Origin of the sequence: Achromobacter sp. B7, from assembly GCF_003600685.1 — a bacterium.
GTDB lineage: Bacteria > Pseudomonadota > Gammaproteobacteria > Burkholderiales > Burkholderiaceae_B > Achromobacter > Achromobacter spanius_B.
In genome coordinates this window covers 1,506,255-1,523,377 of sequence record NZ_CP032084.1, presented here as the reverse complement: position 1 = coordinate 1,523,377, position 17,123 = coordinate 1,506,255, and the positions used below count along the sequence as shown (strand labels likewise).

Annotated in this window: 14 protein-coding genes and 1 other RNA gene; 7 read left to right on the top strand and 8 right to left on the bottom strand. The window is 63.4% G+C overall.

Going from position 1 to position 17,123, the window contains the following annotated elements; genetic code table 11:
• Window positions 1–8: 8 nt before the first annotated feature.
• The 6 genes from aroA to gyrA are packed head-to-tail and all read right to left on the bottom strand — an operon-like array spanning window position 9 to window position 8,259.
• Window positions 9–1,331 (bottom strand): 3-phosphoshikimate 1-carboxyvinyltransferase, encoded by a 1,323-nt coding sequence (gene aroA / locus DVB37_RS06800; RefSeq protein WP_120154424.1) that lies wholly within the window; start codon window positions 1,329–1,331, stop codon window positions 9–11.
• A 5-nt stretch (window positions 1,332–1,336) separates the two neighbouring features.
• Entirely contained in the window at window positions 1,337–2,239 is a 903-nt protein-coding gene (locus tag DVB37_RS06795; RefSeq protein WP_120154422.1) for a prephenate dehydrogenase/arogenate dehydrogenase family protein, read from the bottom strand.
• On the bottom strand, window positions 2,236–3,357 hold the full coding sequence (gene hisC / locus DVB37_RS06790; protein ID WP_046802724.1) for a histidinol-phosphate transaminase: 1,122 nt from the start codon (window positions 3,355–3,357) through the stop codon (window positions 2,236–2,238). The genes DVB37_RS06795 and hisC overlap by 4 nt, the downstream gene beginning before the upstream one ends.
• A gap of 9 nt (window positions 3,358–3,366) precedes the next feature.
• The gene (pheA, locus tag DVB37_RS06785) at window positions 3,367–4,452 is read right to left on the bottom strand and encodes a prephenate dehydratase (protein WP_046802723.1); all 1,086 of its coding nucleotides are present in this window, start codon (window positions 4,450–4,452) and stop codon (window positions 3,367–3,369) included.
• The gene (gene serC, locus DVB37_RS06780) at window positions 4,445–5,575 is read right to left on the bottom strand and encodes a 3-phosphoserine/phosphohydroxythreonine transaminase (RefSeq protein ID WP_162941167.1); all 1,131 of its coding nucleotides are present in this window, start codon (window positions 5,573–5,575) and stop codon (window positions 4,445–4,447) included. The genes pheA and serC overlap by 8 nt, the downstream gene beginning before the upstream one ends.
• Entirely contained in the window at window positions 5,575–8,259 is a 2,685-nt protein-coding gene (gene gyrA, locus DVB37_RS06775) for a DNA gyrase subunit A (protein ID WP_104143133.1), read from the bottom strand. The genes serC and gyrA overlap by 1 nt, the downstream gene beginning before the upstream one ends.
• Before the next feature lie 413 nt (window positions 8,260–8,672).
• Here gyrA and ompA point away from each other — a divergent pair, with 413 nt between their 5' ends.
• The 5 genes from ompA to ssrA all read left to right on the top strand — a co-directional run bounded on the left by ompA (window position 8,673) and on the right by ssrA (window position 13,104).
• On the top strand, window positions 8,673–9,254 hold the full coding sequence (ompA, locus tag DVB37_RS06770; protein WP_006225153.1) for an outer membrane protein OmpA: 582 nt from the start codon (window positions 8,673–8,675) through the stop codon (window positions 9,252–9,254).
• A 154-nt stretch (window positions 9,255–9,408) separates the two neighbouring features.
• Window positions 9,409–10,137 (top strand): bifunctional 2-polyprenyl-6-hydroxyphenol methylase/3-demethylubiquinol 3-O-methyltransferase UbiG, encoded by a 729-nt coding sequence (gene ubiG / locus DVB37_RS06765; RefSeq protein WP_046802720.1) that lies wholly within the window; start codon window positions 9,409–9,411, stop codon window positions 10,135–10,137.
• Window positions 10,134–10,808 (top strand): HAD-IA family hydrolase, encoded by a 675-nt coding sequence (locus DVB37_RS06760; protein ID WP_120154420.1) that lies wholly within the window; start codon window positions 10,134–10,136, stop codon window positions 10,806–10,808. Before ubiG ends, DVB37_RS06760 begins: the two co-directional genes overlap by 4 nt.
• 615 nt (window positions 10,809–11,423) lie before the next feature.
• Window positions 11,424–12,602, top strand: coding sequence for an MFS transporter (locus DVB37_RS06755; RefSeq protein WP_120154418.1), 1,179 nt, complete (start codon window positions 11,424–11,426; stop codon window positions 12,600–12,602).
• A gap of 112 nt (window positions 12,603–12,714) precedes the next feature.
• Window positions 12,715–13,104: a transfer-messenger RNA gene (ssrA, locus tag DVB37_RS06750) on the top strand.
• A 167-nt stretch (window positions 13,105–13,271) separates the two neighbouring features.
• Here ssrA and DVB37_RS06745 read toward each other — a convergent pair.
• Window positions 13,272–13,949, bottom strand: coding sequence for a carboxymuconolactone decarboxylase family protein (locus DVB37_RS06745; protein ID WP_120154416.1), 678 nt, complete (start codon window positions 13,947–13,949; stop codon window positions 13,272–13,274).
• Between the two features lie 145 nt (window positions 13,950–14,094).
• Complete coding sequence (locus tag DVB37_RS06740) at window positions 14,095–14,619, bottom strand: cupin domain-containing protein (protein ID WP_046802716.1); 525 nt, start codon at window positions 14,617–14,619, stop codon at window positions 14,095–14,097.
• A 131-nt stretch (window positions 14,620–14,750) separates the two neighbouring features.
• Between DVB37_RS06740 and DVB37_RS06735 the strand changes: the two genes are divergently transcribed.
• The gene (locus tag DVB37_RS06735; protein WP_120154414.1) at window positions 14,751–15,659 is read left to right on the top strand and encodes a LysR family transcriptional regulator; all 909 of its coding nucleotides are present in this window, start codon (window positions 14,751–14,753) and stop codon (window positions 15,657–15,659) included.
• Between the two features lie 196 nt (window positions 15,660–15,855).
• Window positions 15,856–17,016, top strand: a complete 1,161-nt coding sequence (gene wecB, locus DVB37_RS06730; protein WP_120154412.1) for a non-hydrolyzing UDP-N-acetylglucosamine 2-epimerase — start codon at window positions 15,856–15,858, stop codon at window positions 17,014–17,016.
• The last annotated feature ends 107 nt before the right edge of the window (window positions 17,017–17,123 follow it).

The window sequence follows — 17,123 nt, the reverse complement described above, 5'->3', positions numbered from 1 at the left end:
AAAGTGCGCTAGGCCGACACGAGGCTTGCGTAAACATCAAAATAACCCGGGAACGTCTTGCTGACGCAACCCGGGTCCAAAATTCGAACGGCGGCGGGCCCGAAAGCCGCCAATGAAAAGCACATGGCCATGCGGTGATCGTCCCAGGTGCCGATGTGCGCGTCGCGCCAGGCGTCCTGGGCCGGTGGGATGACCCGCAGCCAATCGGGCCCGGATTCCACCGTTGCCCCCAGCTTTTCAAGCTCGGTTTGCATGGCATGGATGCGGTCTGTTTCCTTGACGCGCCAGCTGCCGATGTTACGCAGCCGGCAAGGGCCGTCGGCATACAAGGCCAGCGCCGCAGCCGTCATGGCCGCGTCCGGAATCAGGTTGAAGTCGGTGTCGAAGGCCTTCAGACGCGCCCCGTCCGCCACTCTTACGCCGGCAACCTCGATCCAATCGGGCCCGTAGGTGACCGTGGCGCCCATTTGCGCCAGCGTGTCGGCGAAGGCGACATCGCCCTGAATGCTGTCCGCGCCCACGCCGGTCACGCGCAACGGGCCGCCGCCGATCGCGCCCAGCGCAAGAAAGTAGGACGCTGTCGAGGCATCGCCTTCGACCGCGATCTGGCCCGGGCTACGGTAGCCCGCCCCGCCTTCGATCACGAAGCGGCTCCAGCCGTCGCGCTGCACCTGCACGCCAAACCGCGCCATCAGGTTCAGCGTGATTTCGATGTAAGGCTTGGAGATCAGCTCGCCCACCACTTCGATGGTCACGGGCTTGCCACTGCTGCCGGCCTGCAACGGCGCGGCGAGCAACAAGGCCGTCAGGAACTGACTGGAAACCGAGCCCTGCACGCGCGTAACCGCCTCGTCGGCGATCTGGCCGCGGCCGATATGCAGCGGCGGATAGCCGGGCTGGCCCAGATAATCGATGCGGGCGCCCAGCGCATTCAGGGCATCCGCCAGATCACCAATGGGCCGTTCATGCATGCGCGGCACGCCCGACAGTCGGTAGTCACCGCCCATCAGCGCCAACGCGGCGGTCAGCGGACGGATGGCAGTGCCCGCATTGCCCATGAAAAGATCCGCGCTTTCCACCGGGAAACGACGCACGCCCTCTACCGTGACGCGACCGGCATCCAGGCCGGACACCTGCACGCCCAATTGGCGCAAGGCCCCAAGCATGACGCGCGTGTCATCGGAATCCAGCAGCCCGGTGATCAGCGTGCTGCCTTCGGCGATGGCCGACAACAGCAACACGCGGTTGGAAATGCTTTTTGAACCGGGCAAGGCCATTACGCCGTGCGCCTGCCGCACGCGCGGCAGGTCCAGATAAGGCAAAGCGCCCATGTCAGTTACTCCTGTTGCCACTTGCGGCGCGCCTGGGCCGCAGTGTCCAGCAAAGCCAGCAAGGCCGCGTCGTCGCCATTGGCAATGGCGCGTTCGGCTCGGTCCAGCACGGCGCGCACCTCGGCAAGCTCGGCCAGCATCGCGTCGCGATTGGATAAAAAGATATCGCGCCACATCTCGGGCGAACCCGCCGCGATGCGCGTGAAATCGCGAAACCCACTACCCGCCAGCTCAAGGCGCGTGCGGGCATCGGCGGCCGTGGCCACCTGCTCCATATAGACGGCGGACAGCAGATGCGGCAGGTGGCTGACCGACGCAAGCACGCGGTCGTGCGCGTCGGCGTCCATGTCGATGACGCTGGCGCCGCAGGCTTGCCACGCACGACGCACCAGCGCGATGGACGCGGCGCTGTTCTGCGGCAACGGCGTCAAGATGACGGTGCGGCCGCGATACAGCGAGGCATCGGCGGCGTCGGGGCCCGTGCGCTCGGCGCCGGCAATCGGGTGCCCCGGCACGAAGCGCCCGATTTGCTCGCCCAACGCTTGGCGCGCCGCATCGACCACTTCGGCCTTGGTGCTGCCCGCATCGGTGACGACGGTGTTGGCGCCCAGATGGGGAAGCATCCGCGACAACACGTTTTTCAGGCCACCGACCGGTGTGGATAGAAGAACCAGATCCGCGCGTGCGGCGGCATCTTCGGCGCTGACCGCTTCGTCGATCAGTCCCAGCTCAACAGCGCGCGCCAGCGATGCGGCGTTACGCCCCACGCCCAGCACGCGCCCTACCTGCCCTGCCTGGCGCAGCGCGGCGGCAAACGAACCACCGATCAAGCCCACACCCACCACGGCCAATACAGGAATCAGGGGGCCAGCGGCCCCCTGATCGGAAGAAGGTAACGCGTCGTTCATGTGGCCAGGATGTCGGTCAGGGCATCAATAAAGCGGGCGTTCTCTTCAGGCAGCCCGATCGACACACGCAACCATTCCGGCAGGCCATCGCCCGCGACGGGACGAACGATTACGCCACGCTTAAGCAATTCCAGATTGATGCGGGGCGCGTCGCCCACGTGCACCAGCACGAAATTGCCGAAGCTGGGCACATAGCGCAGCCCAAGCCGATCGAAGGCGGTGCAAAGCTGCGCCTTGCCCGACTTGTTCGATGCGTAGGCTTCTTCCAGGTAGGCGGCATCGCCCAAGGCGGCGATCGCCGCTGCCTGTGCCAACGTGTTCACGTTGAACGGCTGACGCACGCGATTAAGCAAGTCAGTCAACGGCGGTTGCGACACCGAAAAGCCCACCCGCAACCCCGCCAGCCCATAGGCCTTGGAGAACGTGCGAGAAATGATCAGGTTCGGGAAACGGCGTGCCAGCGCGGTGCTGTCGAAGCGATATTCCGGATCCAGGTATTCGTTGTAGGCCTCGTCCAGCACCACGGTGACGCGATCGCCGTGAGCGGCGTGCACGCGCTCCAGGAAAGACGCAATCTTGTCGCCAGGCACGAACGTACCGGTGGGATTGTTCGGGTTGGCAATGAACAGCAAGCGCGTGTCGTCGGCAATGGCGTCAAACATGGCGTCAAGGTCATGACCGTAGTCTTTTGCCGGCACCACGATGTGACGCGCACCGCGCGCTTGCGTGGCAAGCCGATAGACCGCAAACGAATGTTGCGCGTAGACGGCCGACGAACCCGGCTCCAGCAGCGCCAATGCCGCGATTTCCAGGATGTCGTTCGAGCCGTTGCCCAACGTGATCCAGTTCATCGGCACGCCATAGCGTTCGGCCAGCGCGGCCTTCAGATCGAAGCCGTTGGGGTCCGGATAACGCGCCAGGGACTCGGCTGCGGCCAACATCGCGGCGCGCGCCGACTTGGGCATGCCCAAGGGGTTTTCGTTAGAGGCCAGCTTGACGATGCCCGCCGGATCCAACCCGAATTCACGGGCCAGTTCTTCAATGGGCTTGCCCGCCTGATAGGGCGCAATGGCGCTGACGTGCGCCGGGGCAACGAGGGGCTTGGATGCGGTGGTCATGGTGTGGGCTCACGGCGCCGGGTACGAACCCAGCACCTTCAGGTAGGCAACCTGCGCCTGCAACGTGGCAAGCGCGCGCTGAACGTTCGGATCATTACGATGACCCAGGACGTCTACGTAAAAATAATATTCCCACTGGCCGGTGCGCGCGGGGCGCGACTCGAAGCGGGTCATCGACACGCCGTTGTCCGCCAGGGGCGCCAGCATTTCGTAGACGGCGCCGGCGCGGTTGGGCACGGCCAGGATCAGGCTGGTCTTGTCCTTGCCGCTGACCAGCGGCTGGATATTGCCGATGGCCAAGAACCGGGTGCGGTTGTGCGGATCGTCCTGAATGCCGGCCGCGATGACTTGAAGATTCCAGGCGGGCGCGGCCACTTCACCGGCAATCGCCGCGATGGTCGGGTCGCCCGCCGAGGCGCGCGCCGCTTCGGAGTTGCTGGACGCGGCAACCCGTTCCACATCGGGATAGTTGCGTGTCAGCCAACCCTGGCACTGCGCCAGCGCTTGCGGGTGCGCGGAAATGGTCTTGATGCCGTCCATGGTGCCCGACTGCGACATCAGGCAATGGCGGATCACCAGCGAGCGCTCGCCCAGGATCGTCAGCGGCGTATTCAGCAGCAGATCCAGGCTGCGGTTGACGGCGCCCTCGGTGGAGTTTTCCACCGGCACCATGCCCACATCGGCCTGCCCGCCCTCGACGGCGCGAAACACCTCGTCAAACGACGCGCAAGGCAGCTTCTGAACGGCGTGGCCAAAATGCTCCAGCGCCGCCTGCTCGGAAAACGAACCTTGCGGGCCCAGGTAGGCAACTGTCATGCCGCGTTCCAGGCCTCGGCAGGCCGAGATGATTTCGGTCCAGACCGACGCCACGCCCGCATTCGGAAACGGGCCGGGGTTGATCTGCTGCAAGCGGCGGATGACTTCGGCCTCCCGCTCGGGGCGCAGCACCGGGCCATCGGCTTGTGCGGCGTGCTTGGCTTCGCCGACTTCCAGTGCGGCGCGGGCGCGCTGCGACAGCAGGTCGAGGATCTGCGCGTCCAGCGCATCGATGCGTTCGCGCAAGGGGCGCAACTTGCGTTGCAGGTCTTCATCCATAGCGGCGCTCGAATTCCTTCAGGTACTCGACCAACGCTTCAACCCCCGCAAGAGGTACGGCGTTGTAGATGGACGCGCGCATGCCGCCCACGCTCTTGTGACCCTTCAGCTGGGTCAGCCCCGCCGCATCGGCGCCTTGCAGGAAGGTGTCGTTGAGCGATTCGTCGCGCAGCACAAACGGCACGTTCATGCGCGAACGCACGGGCGCGTGAATGGGATTGCGGTAGAACCCACTGCTGTCCAGGTAGCCGTACAGCAGATCGGCCTTGGCCTTGTTGGCGGCTTCCATGCCCGCCACGCCGCCGTTGGCCTTGACCCACTTGAACACCAGGCCCGCGACATAGATCGCGAAGGTAGGCGGCGTGTTGTAGCGCGAATGTTCGGCGGCCACGTTGGCGTAGTCGAACGCCGACGGGCAGATGGGCAAGGCGTGGCCGATCAGGTCGCGGCGGGCGATGACCATGGTCACGCCTGCCGGGCCTGCGTTTTTCTGCGCGCCGGCATACACCATGCCGCAGCGCGTGATGTCCATGGGCCGGGACAGGAAATGCGACGACGCATCCACCACCAGTGGCACATCGGGCGCGCCCAGCGCGGCGGTGTCGGGCCAGTCCATGAACTCGACGCCGCCAATCGTTTCGTTGCTGCAAAGATGCAGGTAGGCCGATTCCTGGCGCACGTTCCAGGTGTCGACCGGCGGCACCCAGGTCAACGGCGCCTGCTCGCGGCCATCCAGCTGGATGGCTTGCTCGCTGCTGGCCGCCACGTGGGTGCTGCCGTAGCGAGCCGCTTCCTTGTACGAACGCTTGGACCAATGGCCCGTCACGACGAAGTCGGCGGCCGGCGTGCCGCGGCGCCCCATGAGATTCATGGGGACGATGGCGTTCTCCCCGGAACCCCCGCCTTGCATGAACATGACCGCGTAATCAGCGGGCAAGCCCAGCAGATCGCGCAAATCGGATTCGGCTTCGTCGCAGATCTGCACGAAGTGCTTGCCGCGATGGGACATTTCCATCACCGACATGCCACTGCCATGCCAATCCAGCATCTCAGCTGCTGCTTGCTGCAATACCACCTCGGGCAAGGCCGAGGGGCCTGCCGAGAAGTTCCAGGGGCGGGCCATTATTGCTCCGTAGGTTCCGTCGAATCCGTCGAGTCCGCTGCGCCGTTGCTATCGTCGCCGCCTTCCGCCTGACCGTCTTCGGCCTGGACGTCGTCGTCCAGTTCGCCGTCGTCGTCCGCGTCGCTTTCCACAACACGACGCACGCCGGACAGCGTGCTGCCGTCGTCAACGTTGATCAGCGTGACGCCCTGCGTGGCGCGGCCCATTTCGCGGATTTCCGCGACACGGGTACGCACCAGCACACCGCCGGTGGTGATCAACATGATTTCGTCGGTCGGGTTGACCAGCACCGCGCCCACCACCTTGCCGTTACGCGAGGTGGTCTGAATGGCGATCATGCCCTTGGTGCCACGGCCGTGGCGGGTGTATTCGCCGATCGGGGTGCGCTTGCCGTAACCGTTTTCGGTTGCGGTCAGCACGGTCTGCGTTTCGTCGCCGGCCACCAGCAGCGCGATGACGGTCTGCGTTTCTTCCAGCATCATGCCGCGTACGCCGCGGGCGTTGCGGCCCATCGGACGGACGTCGTTTTCGTCAAAGCGCACGGCCTTGCCCGAATCCGAGAACAGCATGACGTCGTGCTTGCCGTCCGTGAGGTCGGCGCCGATGAGGTAGTCGCCGTCGTCAAGGTCCACGGCAATGATGCCGGCCTTGCGCGGGTTGGAGAAGTCGGATAGCGGGGTCTTCTTGACCGTACCGCGCGAGGTCGCCATGAAGACGTAGTGATCTTCGCTGAATTCCTTGACCGGGAGCACCACCGTGACCTTCTCGCCATCAGCCAGCGGGAACATGTTGACGATCGGCTTGCCGCGCGAGTTGCGCGTGCCTTGCGGCACTTCCCAGACCTTCAGCCAGTACACACGGCCACGATTCGAGAAGCACAGGAGGTAATCGTGCGTGTTCGCGATGAACAGCTGGTCGATCCAGTCGTTTTCCTTCATCGCCGTGGCTTGCTTGCCGCGTCCACCGCGCTTTTGCGAACGGTATTCGGACAGCGGCTGGCTCTTGATGTAGCCACCGTGCGACAGGGTCACGACCATGTCGGTCGGCGTGATCAGGTCTTCGGTGTCGAGCTCGGTCGCGTTCAGTTCGATTTCCGATCGGCGCGAATCCTTCGTGTTCGTCGAGAATTCGGCCTTGATGGCCTGAAGCTCGTCGCTGATGATGGTCGTGATGCGCTCGGGGCGTGCGAGGATGTCGAGCAGGTCGGCGATGGTGGACATGATGTCCTTGTATTCGCCAACGATCTTGTCCTGCTCAAGCCCGGTCAGGCGTTGCAGGCGCATGTTCAGGATTTCCTGAGCTTGCGTGTCGCTCAGACGGTACAGGCCGTCGCCTTGAAGACCGAACTCGTCGCCCAGGTCATCCGGACGGAAGGCCGCGCGGCCTCCCGGCGTGTCGCCATCGGCGCGCGAGAGCATGTCGCGAACCAGCGACGAATCCCACGATTTGGCCATCAATTCCTGGCGCGCGACGGGAGGCGTCGGCGCGGCCTTGATGATCGTGATGAAGTCGTCGATGTTTGCCAGCGCAACGGCCAGGCCTTCCAGCACGTGGCCGCGTTCGCGAGCCTTGCGCAACTGGAACACCGTGCGGCGCGTGACCACTTCGCGGCGATGCTGCAGGAAGTAGTCGATCATCTGCTTCAGGTTGAGCAGGCGCGGCTGGCCATCGACCAGTGCCACCAGGTTCATCCCGAAGGTGTCTTGCAACTGCGTATTCTTGTACAGGTTGTTCAGCACAACCTCGGGCACTTCACCGCGCTTGAGCTCGATGACCAGGCGCATGCCGTCCTTGTCGGACTCGTCGCGAATATCGGAGATGCCTTCGATCTTCTTGTCGTTGACGAGTTCGGCGATACGTTCCTGCAGCGTCTTCTTGTTGACCTGGTAGGGGATGGCGTCGATGACGATGGCTTGGCGGTTGCCCTTTTCCATGTCTTCGAAGTGCGTCTTGGCGCGCATGATGACGCGACCGCGACCCGTGCGATAACCCTCGCGCACGCCGGACATGCCGTAAATGATGCCGCCCGTGGGGAAGTCCGGCGCCGGGATGATCTCGATGAGTTCATCGACCGTGCAGGCCGGATTGCGCAGGCAGTACAGGCAGCCGTCGACCACTTCCTGCAAGTTGTGCGGCGGGATATTGGTGGCCATGCCCACGGCAATGCCAGAGCTGCCGTTCACCAGCAGGTTGGGCAGGCGCGAAGGCAACAGCAGCGGTTCTTGTTCGCTGCCGTCATAGTTGGGGCCGAAGTCCACCGTCTCCTGGTCGATGTCGGCCAGCAGCTCGTGGGCGATCTTCGCCAGGCGGATTTCGGTGTACCGCATCGCTGCGGCGTTATCGCCGTCGATGGAGCCGAAGTTACCTTGGCCGTCCACAAGCATGTAGCGCATGGAGAAATCCTGCGCCATGCGGACGATGGTGTCGTACACGGATTGGTCACCGTGGGGGTGGTATTTACCGATTACATCCCCGACGATACGCGCCGACTTCTTGTAAGCGCGGTTCCAATCGTTGTTCAGCTCATGCATCGCGTAGAGCACGCGCCGGTGGACGGGCTTGAGCCCATCCCGCACATCCGGTAGCGCCCGCCCAACGATCACGCTCATTGCGTAATCGAGGTAACTGCGGCGCATCTCTTCTTCCAGCGAAACCGGAAGCGTCTCCTTGGCAAAGGAATCCATATATATAACGACAGAATCGTGTAAGGAGGAACCCGGGCCGGGTAAACAGGAAATTCTATCATTCGATTCCGTTCCCGTTTGCCCGGCTTGCTTGCGGTGTGCCGCAAGGCGTCGGCCCGGGTGGCCGGTCGGACAGGTCCTTGGACCGCCGGGCCACGCCCTCCGCCCCTGTTGTCAAAAACCAACATGGAAAACCGAACGAGCGCCGAAAACGCCGTATCCAGCATTAATGCGCCTCTCCAGGGAAGCCAAAGGTGCCCAAATGCCTTAAGATTGTTTCCAGCACGCAGGAAACCCAGTAGCTAATCCTTTGAACCAGCTCTTGGCGTTGCTATACTGGCCCCGTTTTCCTGATATGCGGCGGGGGTTCGCTGCGAGTCACTTATCCAGCTTCAAGCTCAACGAGGAGAAACATGAACAAACCCTCCAAATTCGCTCTGGCGCTCGCCTTCGCCGCCGTCACGGCCTCTGGTGTAGCTTCCGCGCAAACCGTGGACAACTGGCGCAACCCGTTCGGTAACGTTTGGAAAAACGGTACGAACGAACTGTGCTGGCGCGATGCTTTCTGGACCCCTGCCACCGGTATCCCCGGTTGCGACGGTGTCCCGGTTGCACAACAGAAGGCGAAGCCGGCCCCGATGGCGGCAAAGGTCGTGTTCAATGCTGACACGTTCTTCGACTTCGACAAGTCGACCCTGAAGCCCGAAGGTCGTCAGCTGCTGGATCAAGTCGCCCAGCAAGCTCGCGGTATCGAGCTGGAAACCATCATTGCTGTTGGCCACACCGATTCGATCGGTACTGACGCCTACAACCAGAAGCTGTCCGAGCGCCGCGCCGCTTCGGTCAAGACCTACCTGGTCAGCAAGGGTATCGACCCCAACCGTATCTACACGGAAGGTAAGGGCGAGTCGAACCCGATCGCTTCCAACAAGACGAAAGAGGGCCGCGCCCAAAACCGTCGCGTTGAAATCGAAATCGTGGGTAGCCGCAAGTAATTGCCGGACTAGCTACAATAAGGGGCCTCGCATAGCGAGGCCCTTTTTTTCGCCCGTCATGCACTAGCTTGGTGCCATGGCCTGCGGCTTGCCTCGCCCTTGCGCGTGAGCCGCCCCTCTATATATATAGCGTCGCCTTTCGCTGGACCTTCCCATGACCACGCAAATTCACGACTCCGACCGCCCTGCCGTCAACGCCGACCAAGCCGAACTGGACAAGTTCAGCGCCCTGGCCAGCCGCTGGTGGGATCCCGAAAGCGAGTTCAAGCCGCTGCATGCCATCAACCCGCTACGGCTGGAATGGATTCAGGAATGTGCGGGCAACCTGGCGGGCAAGAAAGTGCTGGACGTCGGTTGCGGCGGAGGCATCCTGGCTGAAGCCATGGCGCGCGGCGGCGCGGAAGTCACGGGTATCGACCTGGCGGACAAGTCCCTTAAAGTGGCTCGCTTGCACGGATTGGAATCGGGCGTAAAGGTGGAATATCGCAACGTGCCGGTTGAAGAGTTGGCTGTCGAACAGCCCGGGCAGTACGACGTGGTCACCTGCATGGAAATGCTGGAACACGTGCCGGACCCGGCGTCCATCGTGCGCGCCTGCTCAACGCTGGTCAAACCGGGCGGCTGGGTGTTCTTTTCGACACTGAATCGCAACGCCAAGGCCTTCCTCTTCGCTATCATTGGCGCCGAATATGTTCTGCGACTGCTGCCGCGTGGCACGCACAGCTACGACCAGTTCATCAAGCCCAGCGAACTGTCCGCCGCCGCCCGCGCTGCCCAGCTTGAGCCGGTCAGCATGCGTGGCATGGAATACAACCCGATTACGCAGATCTACTCGCTGTCGTCCGACACCTCGGTCAACTACCTGATGGCTACCCGCAAATGAGCGCCCTGATCCTGTTTGATTTCGACGGCACCCTGGCCGACACCGCCCCCGACCTGGCCGCCGCCGCCAACCAGCAGCGCACGCGTCGCGGCCTGGAGCCCATGCCGTATGAAGCCTTGCGTCCGGTAGCGTCGCAAGGCGCGCGTGGCCTGCTTCGGGTGGCGCTGGACCTGGCGCCCGGCGATCCGGATTACGAGCCGACCCGCCTCCAGTTCCTGGAAGACTACGCGGCCAGCTCCACGGTGCACAGCAAGCTGTTTCCCGGCATCGAGCAATTGCTGGCGAATATTCGCGAACGCGGCCTGTCGTGGGGCATCGTCACCAATAAAGTGACGTATCTGACGCTGCCCATCGTCGAGTTCCTGGATCTGACCCGCGACAGCGCCGTGCTGGTCTGCGGCGACACCACCGCCCACGCCAAGCCGCACCCGCTGCCCCTGCAACATGCGGCTCGTGAAGCCGGGTTTGCCACGGACCGCTGCGTCTACGTGGGCGACGACCTTCGCGATATTCAGGCGGCGCACGCCGCAGGCATGCCCGCCGTGGCAGCCGCGTACGGGTACGTGGGCGAAGACGACGACATCATCAGCTGGCAGGCCGAAACCTGCGCCAATACCCCGGAAGAGCTCTGGGCCGCCATCCAACCGTTGCTGCCCAGCGACGTGCGCTGAAGCGGGCTGGTGGCGGACCCAGGGTCCGCCGCCTTTCACGACCGGCCTCACTCCATCGGCCTGTCCCAATCGGCCTGTCCCAATCGGCGTCCCCCAATCGGCCTGTCCCGGCCGGCCTGTCCCAATCGGCCTGTCCCCATCGGCCTCTTCCTTCAGCCTCTCCCTTCAGCCTCTCCCCTCAGCCTGCCTGATTCATCCCCCTTACGCGCCGCCTCCCGGTCGCCCTGCTCGCGCTGATCATCCCAAGCGTCCCGTCCGGCCCGGGGCTGCGCTGGTATTAGCGCTGGTATTAGTTGATCGGGGCGAACAATCTTTCCGCTCGTGCCTGCTTTATCCCGATTTCGAACTCCCTTAAAGTGTGAACCATCCCCGGCAATCAGGAACTTCCCGATAACCGACTCGGCCTTTGCCGGCGCAGGACTGCGGTTTTATCCGCCCCGCTTCCTTCACCGCACACGCATCACCGCACACGCTTTACCGCACACGCCCTTCCGCAGGCGGACATAGCGCCGCCAGCAGCGCGCCACGCTAATTCCGCGGCGCATACCTGACCTTTTCGACCACAACGCCCTGCCCCCGCGCGCCGCCAGTCGGCATCGCGCTAGAGGAATGCCTATGCTTTTGCCCATCCTGCTACTTTCCGCCGCCGGTTTCACCATCCTGACCACCGAATTCCTGATCGTCGGCCTCTTGCCCGGCCTGGCCCGCGATCTGAATGTGACCGTTTCACAGGCAGGCCTGCTGGTCACGCTGTTTGCTTTCACGGTTGCCGCCACGGGTCCCTTATTGACGGCCTTGATGGCCAACGTAGAGCGCAAACGCCTGTTTATCGGCGTCTTGGCGTTGTTCGGCGTGTCAAACGCCGTAGCCGCCATGGCGCCAAACATCTGGGTCATGGCCGTGGCCCGCTTCGTGCCGGCCTTGGCTTTGCCCGTATTCTGGTCGCTGGCCAGCGCCACCGCCGTTGAACTGGTGGGCCCCGCGCGTGCCGGCCGAGCCATCTCGCTGGTCGCCTTCGGTATCGTGGCGGCCACCGTGTTCGGCATCCCGATCGGCGTGCTGATATCGGACGCTTTCGGTTGGCGTGCCGCGTTCTGGGTGCTGTCCGGCGTGGCGTTCGCCAAAGCCCTGCTGCTGCTGCTGACCTTTCCCAGCACCCGTATCCGCGCCGACAGCGTCAAGCTAGTGACACAGCTACGCATCCTGCGCGACCCGATCGTGCTGGGCCATGTTGTGCTGTCGCTGCTGGTGTTTACCGGCATGTTCACGGCCTACACCTATTTGGCCGATATGCTTGAGCGGCTGGCAGGGTTCAACGGCCAGATCGTGGGCTGGACAATGATGGCGTTTGGCGCCGTGGGCTTGATCGGCAACACGCTGGGCGGCCGCATGGTGGACCGCAGCCCCCTGGGTGCAACGGCGCTGTTTTCTTCCATGATGGCGGCCGGGCTGGTGTTCGTCGCGCCGGTGATGCAATCGCACGGTTTGCTTGCGGTGGCCCTGGGGCTCTGGGGTATCGCCCAGGCGGCGCTGTTTATTGTGTGCCACGTCCGGCTCATGAAGGCGGCTCCGCAGGCGCCGGCCTTTGCCGCGTCGCTGAATATTTCCGGCGCCAATATCGGCATCGGGCTGGGCGCCGTGGTGGGCGGCCATGTCATCGATAACTATGGGCTGGCATCGTTGGGCTGGGCGGCCGCGCTGATCGTGGCGATTTCCGTGGGCTTGGCGCTGGCGCTGATGGCGGCTTCACGCGGCCGCGCGCCCGCGGAACCTGCGTGCGCAAACGCCGTCTAAGCCGAGTAAGACACTGGCCGAAACCGCTGTCGCCCCCACGCCACGCCTTGTTTGGCAGGCATGTGGACAGTACAGCAGGCTATGGCATTTACCAGTACAATAGAAAGTTCTTGGGGCCGATCCGGATTCGACGTGGGTCGCGAAACAACTCAGGGCATGCCGAGCACCAGTTCGCTCGTTAAACCACTGGAAACACTACAAACGCCAACGACGAGCGTTTCGCTCTCGCCGCTTAAGCGGTGAGCCGCTGCACTGATCTGTCCTTGGGTCAGGCGGAGGAAGGCAACTTCCTAGGGGGGTAACCCTCGAACCGCAGCAGCGACATTCACAAGGAATCGGTCTGCGCTGGGGTCACACGGCTCAGATTTAAATTACGTGAATCGCTTTGGTCCGGCCTGTCGGTTGGCTAAGTCCAAAGTTAAAACTAAATAAATCGACTACGCATGTAGAACTGATTGCAGAGGGCTTGCGGACGGGGGTTCAATTCCCCCCGGCTCCACCAAATACCCTTGATGCCGGTTTTTCTGATTTTCGACATTTTGATTTTCAGGAATAACGTTTTTGCCGAAAGGCACATTACTGACCGGCACTGACCGCTAGACGCAAAAAGCCGCTCGACATATCGTCGAGCGGCTTTTTCTTTTGGGATTTCCGAAACGGTTTGGCCGATCAACCCGCCGCCTTCGTCGCTAAATGGCGGTCCAGCGCGGCTCGGGCCCGCTGCGCATACGCGGGATCCGCGCGTTCATCCAGAATCTGCCCAAGGTGACGAAGCTGGCCCTCGGTATTGCCCACATTCATGCTAATGCGCATGTGCGCCTGTAACTGCGGTTCAGTGCCCGGCAGTGCCGACAGCATTGCCACCGTGGCGAGCTCCCGGCTTTGCCAATCCAGATTGTCGCGTTCAAAAATATCGCCGAACAGATGCGCACGCAGGTATTCGTTGGCGACGGGTGCGAAGTCGAACAGCGGCCCCGCCACCTCCCCGCCCGACAGCTTGGTTTGATTGGCGGTGCCCGCCGCAAGCAAGGCGTCGCCTTTCGGGATGGGACGGCTGGGTTCGGTGCCGGGTGCGTCGTTGATGCCGCGCTGCTTGCGCGCCTGCTGCACTTTCATCAACTCGCCCAGGGCGTTCAGGCTGCGCGGGAATCCGGCGTACGCGTAAAGCTGCACCAGCACTTCCTTGGCGTCGCTAAGCGTCATGCCGGCATCCAAGCCTTGATTTAAAGCGGCGTTCAGCTTGCCCAGGTCGCCGGCGGCTGCAAAAGCCGCAATCGGCACAATCGCTTGTTGACGGATAGAAAGCGTCTGGTCGGTAAGCGAAGACGCGGTTTGTGCGGGGGACATGGGTGGGGACTCCTGTGGATTCGCGGCGGACCGGGCGGTCGGGGTGGGCGGCGCGGTCGGGGTGGGCGGAGCAGCCTGGACGCCCGTGCAAGCCAGGCTCAGGCTCATCGCCAATGCGCGGCCATAACCCCGCGTAGCGGCGGATTTAGCGCGCGTTATATTGTTCATCGCTGACTTTTTCCATCCAGGTCACGTTCTTGCCTTGAGCCGTGCCGGTGACCGCAAGGTGGGTCATCGCGGTGTGGGGTGCCGCGCCGTGCCAGTGCTTGACATTGGGCGGGCACCAGACCACGTCGCCTGGGCGTATCTCCTGCACGGGGCCGCCCCATTCCTGAGTGAGGCCCACGCCCGACACCACGACCAGGCGTTGGCCTGCGGGGTGCGTATGCCAGGCGGAACGCGAACCGGGCTCGAAGGTGACCAAGCCGCCCGACGCGTTGATGTGCGCGTCGGCCGGCCAGACCGGATCCACCCGCACAGGTCCGGTGAAGTAATCCTCGGGCCCGGCCATCGAAGGCTGACTGCCCGCGCGCGTTAGCTGTTGGCTGCCTTTGGCCGGCTTGGATTCGAGCGCTTCGGCGGGGCCCGCGCCGCTCGCAGGGCCCGCGGAACCCGCGGAACCCGTGTGCAGCGCCGCCAGGCAGATGGCTGTTTTACAAAGCGTGTTCATGGAGGGGTCCTGTTCTGTGTTGGAAAGGCGGCGCAATGCCGTTGCGCCGATCGCTTTTTCACACTGTATGATCCGAACCATTAGCTGAGAAGACTGCAAAATACGCACACACCGGTGTACAAAATTCACCAATGGCGAAAGAAAACCTGAACGACCTGCAAGCTTTCGTGGCCGTGGCTCGCGAACGCAGCTTTACCCGGGCGGCTGCGCAACTGGGCGTGTCGCGCTCTGCGCTCAGCCATGCCATGCTTGCCCTGGAAGCGCGCCTGGGCGTGCGCTTATTGACGCGCACCACCCGCAGCGTTTCCACCACCGAGGCCGGCAAGCGGCTGCTGGACGTGCTGGCGCCCAGGCTTGGCGAGATCGAGCAGGAACTGGCTTCGCTGAGCGCGATGCGTGACAAACCAGCCGGCACGGTGCGCATCACGGCGCACGACCACGCCATCGCCACAGTGCTTTGGCCACGGTTGGCGCCCTTGCTGAAGCAATATCCCGACATCCAGATCGAGTTCAGCGTGGATTACGCGTTCACGGATATTGCCGCGCATCGTTTTGATGCGGGCGTGCGCGTGGGCAACCGGGTGGATAAGGACATGATCGCGGTAGGCATCGCGCCCGAACTGCGCATGGCTGTAGCGGGATCTCCGGAGTATCTGGCGGGCAAGCCGCTGCCGACCACACCGCATGAGCTGACCGAGCATCGCTGCGTGAACTTGCGCCTTCCCACCCATGGCGGCTTGTATGCCTGGGATTTTGAAAAGAATGGGCAGGCTTTGAATGTCCGCGTTGATGGCCAGACCGTGTTCAACAACACCTTCCTGATGCTGCAAGCGGCGCTGGACGGTCTGGGCCTGGCGTACGTTCCGTTTGACTTGATGAAGCCGCATATCGACAGCGGCCGCCTGATCCCGGTGCTTGAGGATTGGTGGCCCCAATTTCCCGGCTACCACCTCTACTACGCCAGCCGACGCCAGATCTCGCCCGCGCTGGCGCTCGTGATCGAAGCGCTGCGTTACCGGGCCGACGACGCGCAGCCGTAGCGCCGCCCCGCAGCAAACCCTTCCTCGCCCGCTCACAAAGTTGGCTTTTTTGCGTCTTAAGAACGGGCCATGACACCTCGCGGTCGTCGTCCCCTGCGTCTCGGAATATTGCAGTTACAGACATAATCCGTCACATATTACGAATACTTTCACGACATAATGGACGCCACCACGCTCTGGGGAGGGTCATCTTGTGATGAAAGTCCTATCCATCTTTGGGACCCGTCCCGAAGCGATCAAGATGGCACCGCTGGTCACCGCGCTTGGCAAAGAGCCACAGATACAGAGCGTGGTTTGCGTGACCGGCCAGCACCGCGAGATGTTGGACCAGGTCCTGGCGCTGTTTGACCTGCGCGCCCAGCACGACCTGGACGTCATGGTCCCCAACCAAACGCTCAACGGCCTGTATGCGCGGCTGATCGCAAGCGTGGACAGGGTACTGGACGCGGAGCAGCCCGACTGCGTACTGGTGCACGGCGACACCAGCACCGCGTCGGCGTGTGCGCTGGCATCTTTCCACCGGCGCGTGCGCATCGGCCACGTCGAAGCCGGTTTGCGCACCGGCAATCTGGCGATGCCGTTCCCGGAAGAGATGAACCGGCGCGTCGTCGATGCCGTGGGCGATTGGTTGTTTGCCCCCACGGCGCAATCGCGCGCCAACCTGATGCGCGAAAACCTTGCCGGAAAAATCACCGTAACGGGCAACACCGTGATCGACGCCCTGGCGATGACCTGCGCCAAGCTGGACCCGGCCGGGCCGCTCGCACAAGGTCTGGACGCGCGCTACGACTGGTTGGACCCAAAGCGGCGCCTGCTGCTGGTCACCGGCCATCGACGCGAGAGTTTCGGCGATGGCTTCAAGAACATTTGCGCGGCGCTGGCGGAACTGGCGCGCCGCAATGATTTGCAGATTGTGTACCCGGTGCATCTGAACCCGCAGGTGCGCAATGTGGTCATGACGGACCTGGCCGGGCTGTCGCATGTCCATCTGATCGATCCCCTGGATTACCTGGATTTCGTGTGGTTCATGCAGCGCGCCCATCTCATCCTGACGGATTCGGGTGGCGTGCAAGAAGAGGCGCCCTATCTGGGCAAGCCGGTCCTGGTGATGCGCGACGTGACCGAGCGCCCCGAGGCCGTGGAAGCCGGCACGGTGGCCCTGGTGGGCACCGACACGAGGCGGATCGTGACCCAGGTCAACCGGCTGCTGGACGACGCCGACCAGCACGCCTCGTTCTCACGGCGCATCAACCCCTACGGCGACGGCCACGCCAGCCAGCGCATCGTGGACGCGCTATGCGGGCGGGAGGTTTCCGAGTTCGATCCGTACCGGGACGCCAACGCGCCCTCGCCCTGACGTAACGCCCCTGCCCCGATCAATAGCCCCGATCAATAGCCCCGACCAATAGCCCTGAACAGAAGCCCGATCAGCCATCCCGAGCCGTTGCCTTAATCCGCCCGACC